Origin of the sequence: Paraburkholderia sp. BR10954 (assembly GCF_040965775.1) — a bacterium.
GTDB classification, from domain to species: Bacteria; Pseudomonadota; Gammaproteobacteria; order Burkholderiales; family Burkholderiaceae; genus Paraburkholderia; species Paraburkholderia youngii.
Window position 1 is genome coordinate 63,778 of the sequence record NZ_JBFRCK010000022.1, and the last position, 12,658, is coordinate 76,435.

Below are 12,658 nucleotides of genomic sequence, written 5' to 3' on the forward strand. Positions count from 1 at the left end.
GCCTACCGCGTTGACGTCCCCCGTGAAACATCACATATTGGAAACCGTGGAAACGCAGGCGCGGCCTACGTCTCCGCGACCTCCGGCGCATGTGGATCGTGATTCCGCGGACAAGGCTCCTGCCTCAACACGATCCGGAGCATGCCTTTACGGCATCGTTTTCCAAAGGTGGGTCCACGGCATGTCCACCCAGACAGCAACCGGCCAAAGTTTCCCCACGCCCTGCAAACGCTGCGGCGGCGCACTGTACCGACAAGTCGACGCCTGCCCCTACTGTGGCGCTGCGCATCCGTTCGAGCAAGACGATCCGCACATCCGCACCGGTATTCCAGGCAGCCGCGCGAGCGCTACGCACAAGCCGCTGCCCCGCTTCGACGACGAGCTCGGCACACGGGATGAGCCCGTCATCGCCTCGGCCGCGATGGCGTCCGAATCTCTGTTGCAGAGCGAGCCGATCATGCACACGGCGCTCGTCTCGACCGACACCGCTATCCCACCTTACGAAGATCCGATGTACGCGCCGCGCAACACTGCGCAGACGATCTGGCGCGTGCTATACGTGATCGGCGCGGTCATCGCGATCGGCCTGGCGTATATCGCTTATACGTTATTCAGCGACGGTGGCGAATCGGAAGATAAAGGCGTCGAGCAGATCACTCAGGATGTCCGCACCACGACGACCGGCATGATCGCGCCGCTTGCGTCCGCACCGGTGATGGCTCAGGCACAGACCGCACACGCGCCGGCCGCGGCCAGGCCTGCGCCTCCGCCCGTGAGCGAACTGGCGGCGAAGCCCGCGCCCGTCGTGCCCACGGTTCCCGTCATTCCAGCGACACCGGCTGCGCCGCCTGTCGCGCCGCCGCTCGCTGCGACGCCCGTGCGGCCCGCGACGCCATTCCACGACGCCGCACAGGCGTTGCAGGTCGCGAGGACCGCGATCCGCGCCAACGACCTGTCCGCCGCGCAGGCCGCTCTCGCGGCCGCACAAACGTTACAACCGGGAAACAGCGATGCGCAGGTTCTGGCCGATCAGATGCGGCCGCTCGTCCAGCGTCGCGATACCGCGCTGCAGGCCGCGCAGGTCTGCGTCGCGCAGCAGTCGTGGCCGTGCGCGCGTCAGCACGCGAACGAGGCGCTCGCGATCGACAGCAGCAACGACGCGGCGAAAGTGATCCTCGAGCGCGTGATTCGCGAGACCGGCTGGGCGCCGCTGACTCCGCCGCATGCGGCAACGGACGCCGCACCGGGCGCGCCGCTCGCGCAGGCGCAACTGCAGGTACCGCTGCCCGCCGGCATGCTGGAGCACGGCGCGCTTGCCGCGACGGCAACGAACGCCGGCGTCGTACGAACCACGACGCCGCGGAGCAACTAGCGCTCAAGCGCGACGCAACCCTCCGCTCAGGGTCGCGGAGACGCGAACGACTGCGCCGTCGCGCAAAAACATTGCTTCGCATACCAGATCGAATGGTCGCCGTCTGTGCCGATCCCCACATAATCATTCGCCCTCTGAGCGGCAACAGACGGAGCGGCCCTGACAGCAGTTTGAACATGACATGGCAACCGGATCACTGGTGCTTCCACGCGCCACGCGTGAAGCGGGATCAACCTGACCGATAGGTAGAATGACCATGCTGAAGAGACTTCTCGCGGGCTGGCTGGGGCTGGTGGTACTGGTCGTATGTTCGCTGGCCGGCGCGGAACCGGCGCACTACAAGATCGTCACCGGGCCGGAGCGCGGCACCTATATCCAGATCGGCAACGACCTGTCGAAATGGGTGGCCCAGCCGGTCGGCATCGACCTGGAAGTGGTGGCGTCGAAAGGCTCGGCCGAGAACGTGCAGCGCATGCGTTTCGAGCCCGGCGTGAAGCTCGCGCTCGTGCAGTCCGACGTGTACCAGGCGTTCATCGACATGGCCAACACGGGCAATCCCGATGCGGGCACGACGATCCGGCCGTTGCGACTGATCATGCCGCTCTACGACGAGGAAATTAACGTCGTCGTGCGGGCGGATTCGCCGCTGAAAACGCTCGCCGACATCAAGGACAAGACCATCAGCGTCGGCCTGCTGGGCAGCGGCACCGCGCAGTCGGCGACGACGCTCTACCGCCTGATGTTCGGCCAGCCGATTCCCGAGCAGAACGTCGTGCATCTGAGCAACGAGGACGCGCTGGCCGCGCTGATCGTGAAGAAAATCGACGTCGCGATCATCGTGGTCGGGCAACCCGCGAATCTATTCACCAGCATGAAGCCCGACCTGCTGTCACAACTGCGTCTGCTGCCCGCCGACCCCAACGCGCCGGAGACGAACCGCGCAAAGCAGACCTACTTTCCGACGACGATCCGTCAGAGCAGCTACCCAGGCTGGCTGAAGGAAGACGTGCCGGGCCTCACGGTCAAAGCGTTTCTGGTCACCTACGACTATGGCTTGCGCGACACCGTCAGCAATCTGAATCATTTCGCCGACTCGTTGTGCGCGAACTTCGACAATCTGCAGGAGCACGGTCATCCGAAATGGAAACAGGTGAAGCTCGAATTGCCGACGCTCGTACGCGGATGGAAGTACTACGGTCCGGTCGAAAAGCACCTGCGCGCGTGCCTCGCGAACCGCACCGCGGCGATGAGCGCGGCGGCCGCGCAACCCGCGCCGAAACCGCACACGCCCTGCTCGGAACAGGAGCGGATGCTTCTGCTGTGCAAATAACGCCGTAGCTAGGACCGCGCGCGCCTGATTCGATTCGGTTCGTTTCAGACGCGCTCGCGCGCCGCGTCGGCCGACACCGCGCACGCATCCATCGCCCGTTGCAACGCCTCGTACACCTTCGGGCGATTGCATTGCGACACGTTGAAACGCAGAAAGCCCGCCGCCGCTTGCGACGCGCTGAACACGTTGCCCGGCGCGAGCACGACGCCCGCCGTCAACGCATGACGGGCGATGTCGGCGGCATCGAGCGCCTCGGGCAAGCGCGCCCACACGAACAGGCCCGCGCGCGGCCGTGTCCAGATATCGAGGCCCGCATAGCCGAGACGCCTGATGGTCTCTCCCATCGCATCGGCCAGCTTCGCGCGCATCGCCTCGAGATGACGCCGATAGGTACCGTCGACCAGCATCCGATGCACGACGCTCGCCGCTAGCTGGCCGTTGCCGAACGACGTCGCGAGCTTCAGATCGATCAGCGGTTCGACCCATTCGGCTCGCGCGGCGATATAACCGCAGCGCACCGCCGCCGACAGCGTCTTCGAAAAGCTGCCGATCGACACGACGCGAGAGAGCCCGTCGAACGCGGCGAGTCGCGGCGCAGGTTCGTCTTCGAAGTCCGCGAAGATGTCGTCTTCGACGATCAGCAGATCGTGCTCGCCGGCGAGCTTCAGCAGCCTGTGCGCGACGGCTGGCGCGAGCGTCGCGCCGGTCGGGTTGTGGATCGCCGAGTTGGTCACGTAGAGCCGCGGACGCTGCTCGACCAGAACGCGCTCGAACGCTGCGAGATCCGGTCCCTGCGGCGTGTACGGCACGCTCGCAATCCGCACGCGATGCGCGCGCAGCAGCGCCTGAAAATTGAAGTAGCACGGATCGTCGATCAACACCGTGTCGCCGGGTTCGAGCAGGAAGCGGCACACGAGATCGAGCGCATGGGTGCCGCCGTCGGTCAGCAGGATCTGCTCGGGCGGCGCATCGACGCCGTGCGCGGAGAGCCGCCACGCAAGCTGCTGACGCAGCGCCGCCAAGCCGGCCGGGCTCGCGTAGTCGGCGAGCAGTGACTGCGGATCACGGGCGACCGCACGCAGCGCGCGCCGCACGCCGTCTTCCGGCAGCCACGAAGCCGGCATCCAGCCGCAGCCGGGCTTCAGCGCTTTCGAGCCGGTCTCCAGCGACTGCCGCGTGAGCCACAGCGGATCGACCTCGCGATCGAGCCGCGGCCCGAGATCGGCGAGCGCGAGCGGCGGCGCATGGCCCGACACGAAGAACCCTGAGCCGCGCCGCGCGACGATCACCCCTTCCGCGACGAGACGGTCGTAGGCTTCCACCACGGTCGATTTCGACACGCCGAGCGTGTCGGTCATCGCGCGAATCGACGGCACGCGCGCGCCCGGCATCAGCGAGCGGCTCGCGATGCGCTCGCGCAGATTGTCCATCACGAGGCCGACGCGCGTGCCCGGCACCGTCTCGTTGCTGTCGCTTCCCGCCATCTGTACTGCTCCATGTTCGGTACAGTTTGTGCGAACTGTACTGATCTGTAGCTTAACGTTTACGGCGGCGGCGCGCATCATGTGACTCTTTGAGCGCAGGGATGTACGCAATGGACAAGACCACCAACGGCTGGCTCAGCGGTTTCGCAGGCGTGCTGATTTTCAGCGGCTCGCTGCCGGCCACGCGGCTTGCCGTGCAGGGACTCGATCCGGTGTTTCTGACCGTGGCGCGCGCGACGATCGCGGGCGTTCTCGGTCTTCTATTGTTGCTGGTGTTCCGCGAGACGCGGCCGCAGCGCCGCCATCTGCTGCCGCTCGTGGTGGTCGCGCTCGGCGTCGTGGTCGGCTTTCCGTTGCTGACCGCGCTGGCGCTGCGGCATGTGAGCGCTGCGCATGCGGTCGTGTTCATCGGTTTGCTGCCGCTCGCCACCGCGATCTTCGGCGTTCTGCGCGGCGGCGAGCGGCCGCAGCCGGCGTTCTGGCTGTTCTCGGCGCTCGGCAGCGCGGCGGTGGCCGCGTTCGCGTTGCGGCACGGCATCGACGCGTCGCCGCTCGGCGACGCGCTGATGCTCGCGGCGATCATCGTGTGCGGGCTCGGTTACGCGGAAGGCGCGCGGCTGTCGCGTCACCTGGGCGGCTGGCAGGTGATTTCGTGGGCGCTCGTGCTGTCGCTGCCATTGATGCTGCCGCTCGCCTGGTGGACGCGCCCCGTGTCGTTCGACGGTGTCGGCGCCGCCGCGCTGTGGGGACTCGCGTATGTGTCGCTGTTCAGCATGCTGATCGGCTTCGTATTCTGGTACCGCGGACTCGCGCTCGGCGGTATCGCGGCGGTCGGTCAACTGCAGTTGCTGCAGCCGTTTTTCGGGCTTCTGCTCGCCGGCGTGCTGCTGCACGAACAGGTCCCGCCGTCGATGATCATCGTCACCGTGATCGTGGTCGCATGCGTGGCGGGTGCGCGGCATTTTTCGCGCGCGGCGCCGGCGCGGCGGGCGGCCTGACGCGGCTCGACCAGCGAACGGCAAACAGTTTTTTTCAGGATCGAATTGCGCGAGTCGTGGGTCGATATGTCATCATTTCGCAGATTGGCACAACCAGCGCCTTGCGCCGCGACTGACGATGACGACTGCTTTTGCCCAAACCGTCGAAGCCCGTTTTGCCGAACTCACGCCGACATCGAAACGCGTCGCCAGCTACATGCTCGCGAACCTCGACCGGCTCGGCCTCGAGACCGCCGACCAGATCGCGCAGCAAGCCGGCACCAGCGGCATTTCGGTCGGCCGCTTTTTGCGCAGCGTCGGCTATCGCAATCTCGACGATCTGAAACGCGAGCTGCGCGGCACGCAGCAGCGGCCCTGGCTGATTACGGACCGGCTCGACGCGTTCCGCCGTGGACCGAGCGACAGCACCCAAACCCGTGAGCCGCATGAACCGTGCGTCGCTGACGGCGCTTCGCCGCGCGACGCGGCGCTAGCCCAATCGCTCGAGCTCGAGATCGGCGCGATCCAGCACGTGTACGAACTCGCGCGCTCGCCGGCCTTCGCGCGCGTCGCCGAGCGCATCGCGAACGCCGATGCGGTCTATATCCTCGGCATCCAGTCGACGCGCGGTATCAGCAACGCGTTTTACAGCTACCTCGAATACATCCGCCCGCGCGTGTTTTATTCGGATGGCATGTCGGGTTCCTACGTCGATTCGTTGAACTCGGAGTTCAGCACGCCGTATCTGATCGTCACCGACACGCGCGCCTATTCGACGATCGCGCGACGCTATTGCCAGGCGGCCTCGCAACGCGGTCTGCCGTTCGCGCTCGTCACCGATATCTATTGTCCGTGGGCGCGCGATTTCGACGGCGACCTGCTGCAGGTGAAGACCGACGTCGGTCAGTTCTGGGATTCGCTCGCGCCGCTAACGTGCCTGTTCAACCTGCTGATCTCGGCGGTCGTCGAACGGCGCGGACCGGCTATCGACGAACGCGTGGCGCGCAATCGCGAGTTGCAGAGCGAGTTCGACCAATTCGATCTTTGACCCGCTTCAAATCCGCGCCGGCCACAGGCATAGTGAAGGCTTCCACCAAACTGAGCCTGCCACGACCGGACCACGCATGAGTTCAACCCGCCCTCGGCTCGACGCCCCGCTGATCCGCGACGCCACCGAAGCCGACCTCCCCGCGATCCAGGCGATCTATGCGCATCACGTGCTGACCGGTGTCGCGTCGTTCGAGGAAACCCCGCCGTCCGTCGACGAGCTGCGCACGCGGCTCGCAAGCGTGCGCAGCCACGGACTGCCGTATATGGTCGCGGAGATCGACGGCGAGGTCGCCGGCTATTGCTATGCGACGCCGTATCGCCCGCGCGCCGCCTATCGCAACACGATCGAAGACTCGATCTACGTGAACGACGCATATCGCGGACGCGGCATCGGACGCTTGTTGCTGCAGGCGCTGATCGATCGTTGCGAGACCGGACCGTGGCGTCAGATGATCGCGGTGATCGCCGATGGCGGCAGCGGCGGCTCGTTGTCGTTACATACGCAGCTTGGCTTCGAGCTGACCGGCACGTTGAAGGCGGTCGGCTACAAGCACGGCCGCTGGCTCGACACCACACTGATGCAACGCACGCTCGGCCGCGGCGCATCGACCGGGCCCGACGACGTTTCAAACGCGGCAGGCGGCACGCACGGGTAGTCCGCCGCGCGCACGGCGCGGCCTAGCAACCGCGACGCCGAAGGCTAAACCTAACGGGCGCGCGGCAAACGCGCGAACAAGGTCGGATAGTCGATCACGAGGCCATCGCTATCCACGCGCATGTTGGCGGTGAACTCGCGAAAAATGCCTTCGTAGCGGTACTCGCCATTCAACTCGATGCACGTGTATGCCTGCTCGGCGCGCGTAACCTGCAAGTCCGGCGTCGAGATGTACGCGACTTCGATCGGTCGACGTTCGCCCTCGGCCAGTTGCAGCCGGCGGATCGGCAACGTATTGGTGTACGGCGTCGCGGCGATATCGATATCGATACAGCCCTCGATCGCACTCAGCGCGAGGCCGTGCCCGTCGTGCCAATGGCCTTCGCCATCGCCATGCAGTTCCAGCTCGCCGCCGCCGACGATCTTCAGGTGCGCATAGCGCGTGCGCCAACGTGCGTCGCAGCGCACCGCGTAATGCAGCCCGTACGCCTTGCCATAGCGCTGCCCGATCACGACGCTTTCCACGGCGAAGCCGTCGTCGCGCGCATCGAATACCAGATGTTCGATGCCGTCGCCCTCTTCCGAGGCCCATCGTAATTCACGCATCGGCGTCTCCTCGCGAAACGGCGCAGTGGGCGCGCCGGCCTTTCATCGTAGCGCGAAAGTGCGCGCGCGAGTCAATCCCGACCCAGGCGCTTACGGCCGGCAAATAGCCAGTATCAACGCGCGAGATGCCTGAGTGTTGGCCGCTCGCCTATGCTCGCGGTTTGTCGTGACTCCGAACCCGCAGCCGATGCACGCCGCCGCGGCGGGTGTACTGGTGCTGTTCGGGATTGCCGCCGCCTCGCGCAAACACGCGCTCTATGCGCTGGGCGGCGCGACATTGGCGAGCGCGGCACACCTGTTGCTCGGCGCGAGCGTTGCTTCATTCGACGCCGGCCTGTGGGGGTTCAACGGTGCACTGACCGCGCTCGCCCTAGCCGACTCGGGCTACGCGGCGACGCTCGGCGGCATCGCGATGTCGGTGCTGTTGCAAGCGGCCGCGCTGCATTGCGGTTGGCTTACGATGACCGCGCCGTTCGTGCTCGCAACATGGACCATCCAGTCGCTCGGGCACCGCAGCGCGTAACGCAAGAATGGGGCGTGCGCTGTCGCCAACGGCGCGGCATTGTGCGGTAGCATCCCAAGCCGGTTCCCGCGTCGCGCGGCCTCGCATTCAGCAACCTTCTTGCCTTGGCGATCAATCGCATGGCGCCGAAGTCAGTGCTGAAACACTCACTCCGGCCGACAGGAGATAGATATGTCATTCGCCCACTCACCCGCTGGCCGCATCGCGGAGTCCGGTCCGCTGTCGGAAGCGGAACAGCAAACCCGCATCGATCTGGCCGCCGCCTATCGTCTCGCCGCGCTCAACGGCTGGGACGATCTGATCTACACACACATCTCCGCAAGCGTGCCTGGCGAACCAGGCCACTTCCTGATCAATCCGTTCGGCCTCGCGTTCGATGAGGTATGCGCGTCGAATCTCGTGAAAATCCACATCGCGGGCAATATCGTCGGCGCCAGCGAACATCCGGTGAACGCCACCGGCTTCGCGCTGCACGCGGCCGTGCATGCAGCGCGCGACGACGCGTTCTGTGTGATGCATCTGCATAACACCGCGGGCGTGGCCGTGTCCGCGCAGCCGGAAGGATTGCTGCCGGCGTCGCAGCACGCGCTGCGCTTTTACGGCCAGCTTGCATATCACGACTACGAAGGCCTCGCGTTCACGCCGGCCGAAGGCGAGCGCCTCGTCGCGCATCTCGCCGATCACCCCGCGATGCTGCTGCGCAATCACGGCACGCTGACGCTCGGACGCACGGTTGCCGAAGCTTATGTGCTGATGGCGACGCTGCTGAAAGCCTGTGAAATCCAGATTCAGGCGCAAAGCTGCGGCGCGCCGCTGGTCGTGCCGAGCGACGCGGTCGCCGCGCGCACGGCGGAGCAGCTCTACGATGGCGGCGCGATCGAAGGCGCGCTCGAATGGCCCGCGCTGCTGCGCAAGCTCGATCGACTCGATCGCGGCTATCGCGCCTGAACGCCCGAGCCGGTCCGCTTCGTTCCAGTCCCAACTCTCCACCCCACGGAGCAACGTCATGCCCACGTTTCATATCGAACTCTTCGAAGGCCGTACGCTGGAACAGAAACGCCAGTTCGTCGAAGCGATCACGAAAGCCACCTGCGAGTCGCTCGGCGTCGAGCCGAACTCGGTCGACATCATCCTGACCGACGTGAAGCGCGAAAACTGGGCGACGGGTGGGCGTTTGTGGTCGGAGGCCTGATCGACCCGGAAAAGCGCTGGCGAGACCAGCGCTTCGATGCATAAAACGAGGCATCGAAAAAAAAGCTGCGCACGTGAGGTGCGCAGCTTTCGAGGCTTACAACGCGAAAAAAATCGCGTCGATGTGGCGGCAAAACAACGTGCCGCCACGTATTCAGTAACTGTTTAGAACTTGTGGATGATACCAACGCCGACAGCGACCTGGCTGCGCGACGATGCCGGCGCGCTGTTCTGACCGTCACCAATGCTTGCTTGTGCGTTGATGATCGTCTTGCCGTCGCCTGCCAGCGTCTTGCCGTTAGCACGCTGATAGGCTTCCAGCGCGTACAGACCGGTGCGCTTGGACAGGGTGTAGTACTGCGACAGGTTGAACTGGTTGTAGCTAGCCGTGTCCGAAATGCCGTTCGACGACGTTGCACGGGTGTAGCTATAGCCAGCGGCCAGGTCCAGCACCGAGATCGGCTTCCAGTGCAGCACTGCGCCACCCGTGTTCCAGATTTGGGTGCCGTGGAACAACGAGCCCGAACCCGCAGCGTATTGAACGTTCGAGTATGCGAACGAAACGTCCAACGCCGAGGTGAACGCGTAGCCGCCCGTCACTGCGACGCGCTGCTGCTTCGCTGCGGTCTGGAAGCCGTTGTTGATTGCCGAGACCGCCGGCTGTGCGCCGTTGTTCGACATCGCCGAATTCCAGTTCGTGCTGGCTGCGGCCGTGGCGGTGGCGGGGGTGAAGATGCCCGCATTGTCGATACGCTGGATACCTGCTGCGATGCCGACCGGGCCGTTCAGGTACTGTGCTGCCACGCTCCAAACCTGGCCAGCGGCGAAGCTGCCTGCGTTGCCGCCCAGCGAGTACGAACCGCTGACCGTCAGGCCGCCAAAGCTCGGCGACGTATAGACCAGCGAGTTGTTCGAGCGGTACAGCGTATCCAGCGAGTCGATATCACCCGGGTGCGCGCCGTAAAAACCGGTCAGCCACGTGGTCGGGCTATACGGCGACAGCAGCGTGTAGTACGAGGTGTACTGGCGGCCGGCCGTCAGCGTACCGAACTGGCCGTTCGTCATACCCACCCATGCCTGGCGGTTGAATGCCAGACCCGACACGCCTTGCGCGCCGGTTGCGCTGTTAAAGCCTTGTTCCAACTGGAAAATTGCCTTCGTGCCGCCGCCCAGATCTTCCGAGCCCTTCAGGCCGAAACGGCTGCCAGCCCAGACGCCGTTGATCATTTGGACTTTCGAAGCACCACCGGGCGAGGGCTTCGACGATCCCAGTGCGCTCAACGACGTCGAGCTGTTCTGCCAGCCCAACCCAGCATCGACGATACCGTAGAGCGTCACGCTGCTTTGAGCATGTGCACCAAGCGCGACCAACGCCACTGCCGAAGCCACGAGAGTCTTTTTCATTTCTACTCCTCTGTTAAAAACTTTTTGAAGCAGCGCTATGCAAGCGCCGCAGAGTGTGGGTAAGACGTTTTATTTGAATCAGAACACCGGATGACCGTTGATGACGCTCGGCAACCACGTCGAGAACCACGGTACGTAAGTGACAATATTGATGGCCGAGAAGATAGCGAGGTAATACGGCCACGCCACCTTAGTAGTTTCCCCTATCGACACATTGCCAATTGCGCAACCAATGAACTGCACCGAGCCAATCGGCGGATGCACGAGACCCAAGGCGCAGTTCAGCAGGATCATGATGCCGAACTGAACCGGGCCCACGCCGTTGTGCATCGCCATCGGCAGGAACAGCGGGGTCGTGATCAGGATGTGCGCCGCCATGTCGACGAACGTACCGAGGAACACCTGAATCACGTTGATGTACAACAACATCAGCCACGGCAGCGAGGTCGCGCCGTCGAGCATGCGTTCGATCGCGTCCGGGATCTCCAGATAGGCCATCTGGAAGCGCAGCATGTTCGACACGCCGATCAGCAGCAGCACCACGCCGGTCGTTTTCGCGGCCTTGCCGAGCGCATGGCCGAGCTTCTTCAGCGTCAGCGTGCGATATACGACGATGGTCAATATCAGCGAATAACCCACGGCGATCGCGGCCGCCTCTGTCGCAGTGGCGATACCGCGCGCCACGCAGAACAGAATGATCGCGATGACCATCAGACCTGGCACCGCGCCGATGAACGTACGCAGCACCGCCATCCAGCCCGGGAAACGCTGTAATTGGGTCGAACCGTCGGGACGGCGCGGATAGCCGAACTTGACGGCCTGCCAGTAAGCGGCGATCAGCACGAGGCCCATCACCCAAAGCACCGGCAACAGACCCGAGAACAGCAGATCGCCGATCGACACGCCGCTCATCTGCTTGCCGTTCAGCACGCCGCTTACGCCTTGCGCCGCGAACGCGTAGATGATCATGTTGGTCGACGTCGGCATCAGCGCGCCGGCGAGCGACGAGTGCGTGGTCACGTTGACCGCGTATGCGGCGCTATAGCCTTCGCGCTTCATCAGCGGGATCACCACGCCGCCCATTGCCGACGTATCCGCGGTCGGCGAACCCGACACGCCGCCGAACAGCGTACAGGCGACCACATTGGCCATGCCGAGGCCGCCGCGGAAATGGCCGACCGTGGCCTGCGCGAAGCGCAGGATGCGGTCGGCGATGCCGCCGTGGAGCATCAACTCGCCGGAGAAGATGAAGAACGGCACCGCGAGGAACGAGAAACCGTTCATGCCGGAAATCATCGACTGCATCGCGGTCGCGGTCGGCAGACCTTCGAACAGATACGTCAGGACGCAGGACAGGCCCAGCGCGAATGAAACCGGAACCCCTAGAAAGAGGAAAACCAGAAAACTGACGGTAAGGAGGGCAAGTTCCATGATGGCTCTGCTTTTATTCCGTGGCGGAGAGTTCGAGCGCTGGCTCTTCCCGTTTCCCGGCAAAGAGCTCGAGCAGATGCTCGATCGAAAACGACGCGATGCACACGCTCGCGAAGATCGGGATGCAGTAGCGCACGCCTTCCGGCACGCCGATGATCGGAATGCGGTCGCCCATCGTGGTTTCGGCCATCTCGAAGCAACCGACGAAAACGGCCACCGCGAAAGCAATCAGGCAGAGGTGCTGAATCCCTTTCGCGATCACCTGGCCCTTCTCGGGCAATTTCTTGACGAGCGAGTCGAGTCCGATGTGACCGCCCTCGCGAACCTTCAATGCGGCGCCGAACATCGCGATCAGGATCACCAGCAACAATGCGATGGGCTCGACGTAATCGGGTGCGTCGCTAAACACGTAGCGCATCACCACGCTATAAATCACGAGCAGGCAAAGTGCGGCGAGGCTGACCGACGCCACGACCAGCAGCACGCGAAAAAGAAAATCATTTGGGCGTTTCAGGAAACTCATGATCCTGTCCTTGCTTACGTCCGACCTGTGCTTGAAATTCAGCCGTCCCGACGCGATCCGCGCGCGCGAAACTGCGCGGCGGAATGTCTCGCGAGTTTCCTCGCGGACCATT

General features: G+C 64.3%; 13 protein-coding genes. 8 read left to right on the forward strand and 5 right to left on the reverse strand.

Annotation, left to right across the window (positions count from 1 at the left end):
• The first annotated feature begins 181 nt into the window (after nt 1-181).
• Both AB4Y34_RS26500 and AB4Y34_RS26505 read left to right on the forward strand, forming a co-directional pair.
• Entirely contained in the window at nt 182-1,372 is a 1,191-nt protein-coding gene (locus tag AB4Y34_RS26500; RefSeq protein ID WP_176382818.1) for a hypothetical protein, read from the forward strand.
• 256 nt (nt 1,373-1,628) lie between these two features.
• Entirely contained in the window at nt 1,629-2,702 is a 1,074-nt protein-coding gene (locus tag AB4Y34_RS26505) for a TAXI family TRAP transporter solute-binding subunit (protein ID WP_176105722.1), read from the forward strand.
• A gap of 44 nt (nt 2,703-2,746) precedes the next feature.
• Here the strand turns inward: AB4Y34_RS26505 and AB4Y34_RS26510 are convergent, their stop codons facing one another.
• Entirely contained in the window at nt 2,747-4,186 is a 1,440-nt protein-coding gene (locus AB4Y34_RS26510; RefSeq protein WP_368717696.1) for a PLP-dependent aminotransferase family protein, read from the reverse strand.
• 110 nt (nt 4,187-4,296) lie between these two features.
• Here AB4Y34_RS26510 and AB4Y34_RS26515 point away from each other — a divergent pair, with 110 nt between their 5' ends.
• The 3 genes from AB4Y34_RS26515 (at nt 4,297) to AB4Y34_RS26525 (ending at nt 6,869) form a co-directional block, all read left to right on the forward strand.
• Nucleotides 4,297-5,184, forward strand: a complete 888-nt coding sequence (locus AB4Y34_RS26515) for a DMT family transporter (RefSeq protein ID WP_368717697.1) — start codon at nt 4,297-4,299, stop codon at nt 5,182-5,184.
• A 118-nt stretch (nt 5,185-5,302) separates the two neighbouring features.
• Nucleotides 5,303-6,211 (forward strand): sap1 transcriptional regulator SapR, encoded by a 909-nt coding sequence (sapR, locus tag AB4Y34_RS26520; protein WP_176382814.1) that lies wholly within the window; start codon nt 5,303-5,305, stop codon nt 6,209-6,211.
• A 76-nt stretch (nt 6,212-6,287) separates the two neighbouring features.
• On the forward strand, nt 6,288-6,869 hold the full coding sequence (locus AB4Y34_RS26525; RefSeq protein WP_176382813.1) for a GNAT family N-acetyltransferase: 582 nt from the start codon (nt 6,288-6,290) through the stop codon (nt 6,867-6,869).
• A 50-nt stretch (nt 6,870-6,919) separates the two neighbouring features.
• Here the strand turns inward: AB4Y34_RS26525 and AB4Y34_RS26530 are convergent, their stop codons facing one another.
• Nucleotides 6,920-7,474: a putative glycolipid-binding domain-containing protein gene (locus AB4Y34_RS26530; protein WP_176382812.1), complete on the reverse strand. Its 555-nt coding sequence runs from the start codon at nt 7,472-7,474 to the stop codon at nt 6,920-6,922.
• Nucleotides 7,475-7,640: 166 nt separating this feature from the next.
• Between AB4Y34_RS26530 and AB4Y34_RS26535 the strand changes: the two genes are divergently transcribed.
• The 3 genes from AB4Y34_RS26535 (at nt 7,641) to AB4Y34_RS26545 (ending at nt 9,189) form a co-directional block, all read left to right on the forward strand.
• On the forward strand, nt 7,641-7,997 hold the full coding sequence (locus AB4Y34_RS26535; RefSeq protein WP_368367295.1) for an urea transporter: 357 nt from the start codon (nt 7,641-7,643) through the stop codon (nt 7,995-7,997).
• Nucleotides 7,998-8,168: 171 nt separating this feature from the next.
• The gene (locus AB4Y34_RS26540; RefSeq protein WP_368717698.1) at nt 8,169-8,945 is read left to right on the forward strand and encodes a class II aldolase/adducin family protein; all 777 of its coding nucleotides are present in this window, start codon (nt 8,169-8,171) and stop codon (nt 8,943-8,945) included.
• Nucleotides 8,863-9,189: a 4-oxalocrotonate tautomerase gene (locus AB4Y34_RS26545; protein ID WP_176105715.1), complete on the forward strand. Its 327-nt coding sequence runs from the start codon at nt 8,863-8,865 to the stop codon at nt 9,187-9,189. The genes AB4Y34_RS26540 and AB4Y34_RS26545 overlap by 83 nt, the downstream gene beginning before the upstream one ends.
• A 164-nt stretch (nt 9,190-9,353) precedes the next feature.
• Here the strand turns inward: AB4Y34_RS26545 and AB4Y34_RS26550 are convergent, their stop codons facing one another.
• The 3 genes from AB4Y34_RS26550 to AB4Y34_RS26560 form a co-directional block, all read right to left on the reverse strand.
• Nucleotides 9,354-10,592: a porin gene (locus AB4Y34_RS26550; protein WP_176105714.1), complete on the reverse strand. Its 1,239-nt coding sequence runs from the start codon at nt 10,590-10,592 to the stop codon at nt 9,354-9,356.
• Between the two features lie 78 nt (nt 10,593-10,670).
• A complete protein-coding gene (locus AB4Y34_RS26555) occupies nt 10,671-12,023 on the reverse strand; it encodes a TRAP transporter large permease (protein ID WP_176105713.1) in 1,353 nt (450 codons plus the stop codon).
• 13 nt (nt 12,024-12,036) lie between these two features.
• On the reverse strand, nt 12,037-12,546 hold the full coding sequence (locus tag AB4Y34_RS26560; RefSeq protein WP_368717699.1) for a TRAP transporter small permease: 510 nt from the start codon (nt 12,544-12,546) through the stop codon (nt 12,037-12,039).
• Between the last annotated feature and the right edge of the window lie 112 nt (nt 12,547-12,658).

Coding starts and splice junctions, on each gene's coding strand:
- AB4Y34_RS26500 (WP_176382818.1), top strand. CDS start 182: ATGTCCACCCAGACAGCAACCGGCCAAAGTTTCCCCACGCCCTGCAAA.
- AB4Y34_RS26505 (WP_176105722.1), top strand. CDS start 1,629: ATGCTGAAGAGACTTCTCGCGGGCTGGCTGGGGCTGGTGGTACTGGTC.
- AB4Y34_RS26510 (WP_368717696.1), bottom strand. CDS start 4,186: ATGGCGGGAAGCGACAGCAACGAGACGGTGCCGGGCACGCGCGTCGGC.
- AB4Y34_RS26515 (WP_368717697.1), top strand. CDS start 4,297: ATGGACAAGACCACCAACGGCTGGCTCAGCGGTTTCGCAGGCGTGCTG.
- sapR (WP_176382814.1), top strand. CDS start 5,303: ATGACGACTGCTTTTGCCCAAACCGTCGAAGCCCGTTTTGCCGAACTC.
- AB4Y34_RS26525 (WP_176382813.1), top strand. CDS start 6,288: ATGAGTTCAACCCGCCCTCGGCTCGACGCCCCGCTGATCCGCGACGCC.
- AB4Y34_RS26530 (WP_176382812.1), bottom strand. CDS start 7,474: ATGCGTGAATTACGATGGGCCTCGGAAGAGGGCGACGGCATCGAACAT.
- AB4Y34_RS26540 (WP_368717698.1), top strand. CDS start 8,169: ATGTCATTCGCCCACTCACCCGCTGGCCGCATCGCGGAGTCCGGTCCG.
- AB4Y34_RS26545 (WP_176105715.1), top strand. CDS start 8,863: ATGGCGGCGCGATCGAAGGCGCGCTCGAATGGCCCGCGCTGCTGCGCA.
- AB4Y34_RS26550 (WP_176105714.1), bottom strand. CDS start 10,592: ATGAAAAAGACTCTCGTGGCTTCGGCAGTGGCGTTGGTCGCGCTTGGT.
- AB4Y34_RS26555 (WP_176105713.1), bottom strand. CDS start 12,023: ATGGAACTTGCCCTCCTTACCGTCAGTTTTCTGGTTTTCCTCTTTCTA.
- AB4Y34_RS26560 (WP_368717699.1), bottom strand. CDS start 12,546: ATGAGTTTCCTGAAACGCCCAAATGATTTTCTTTTTCGCGTGCTGCTG.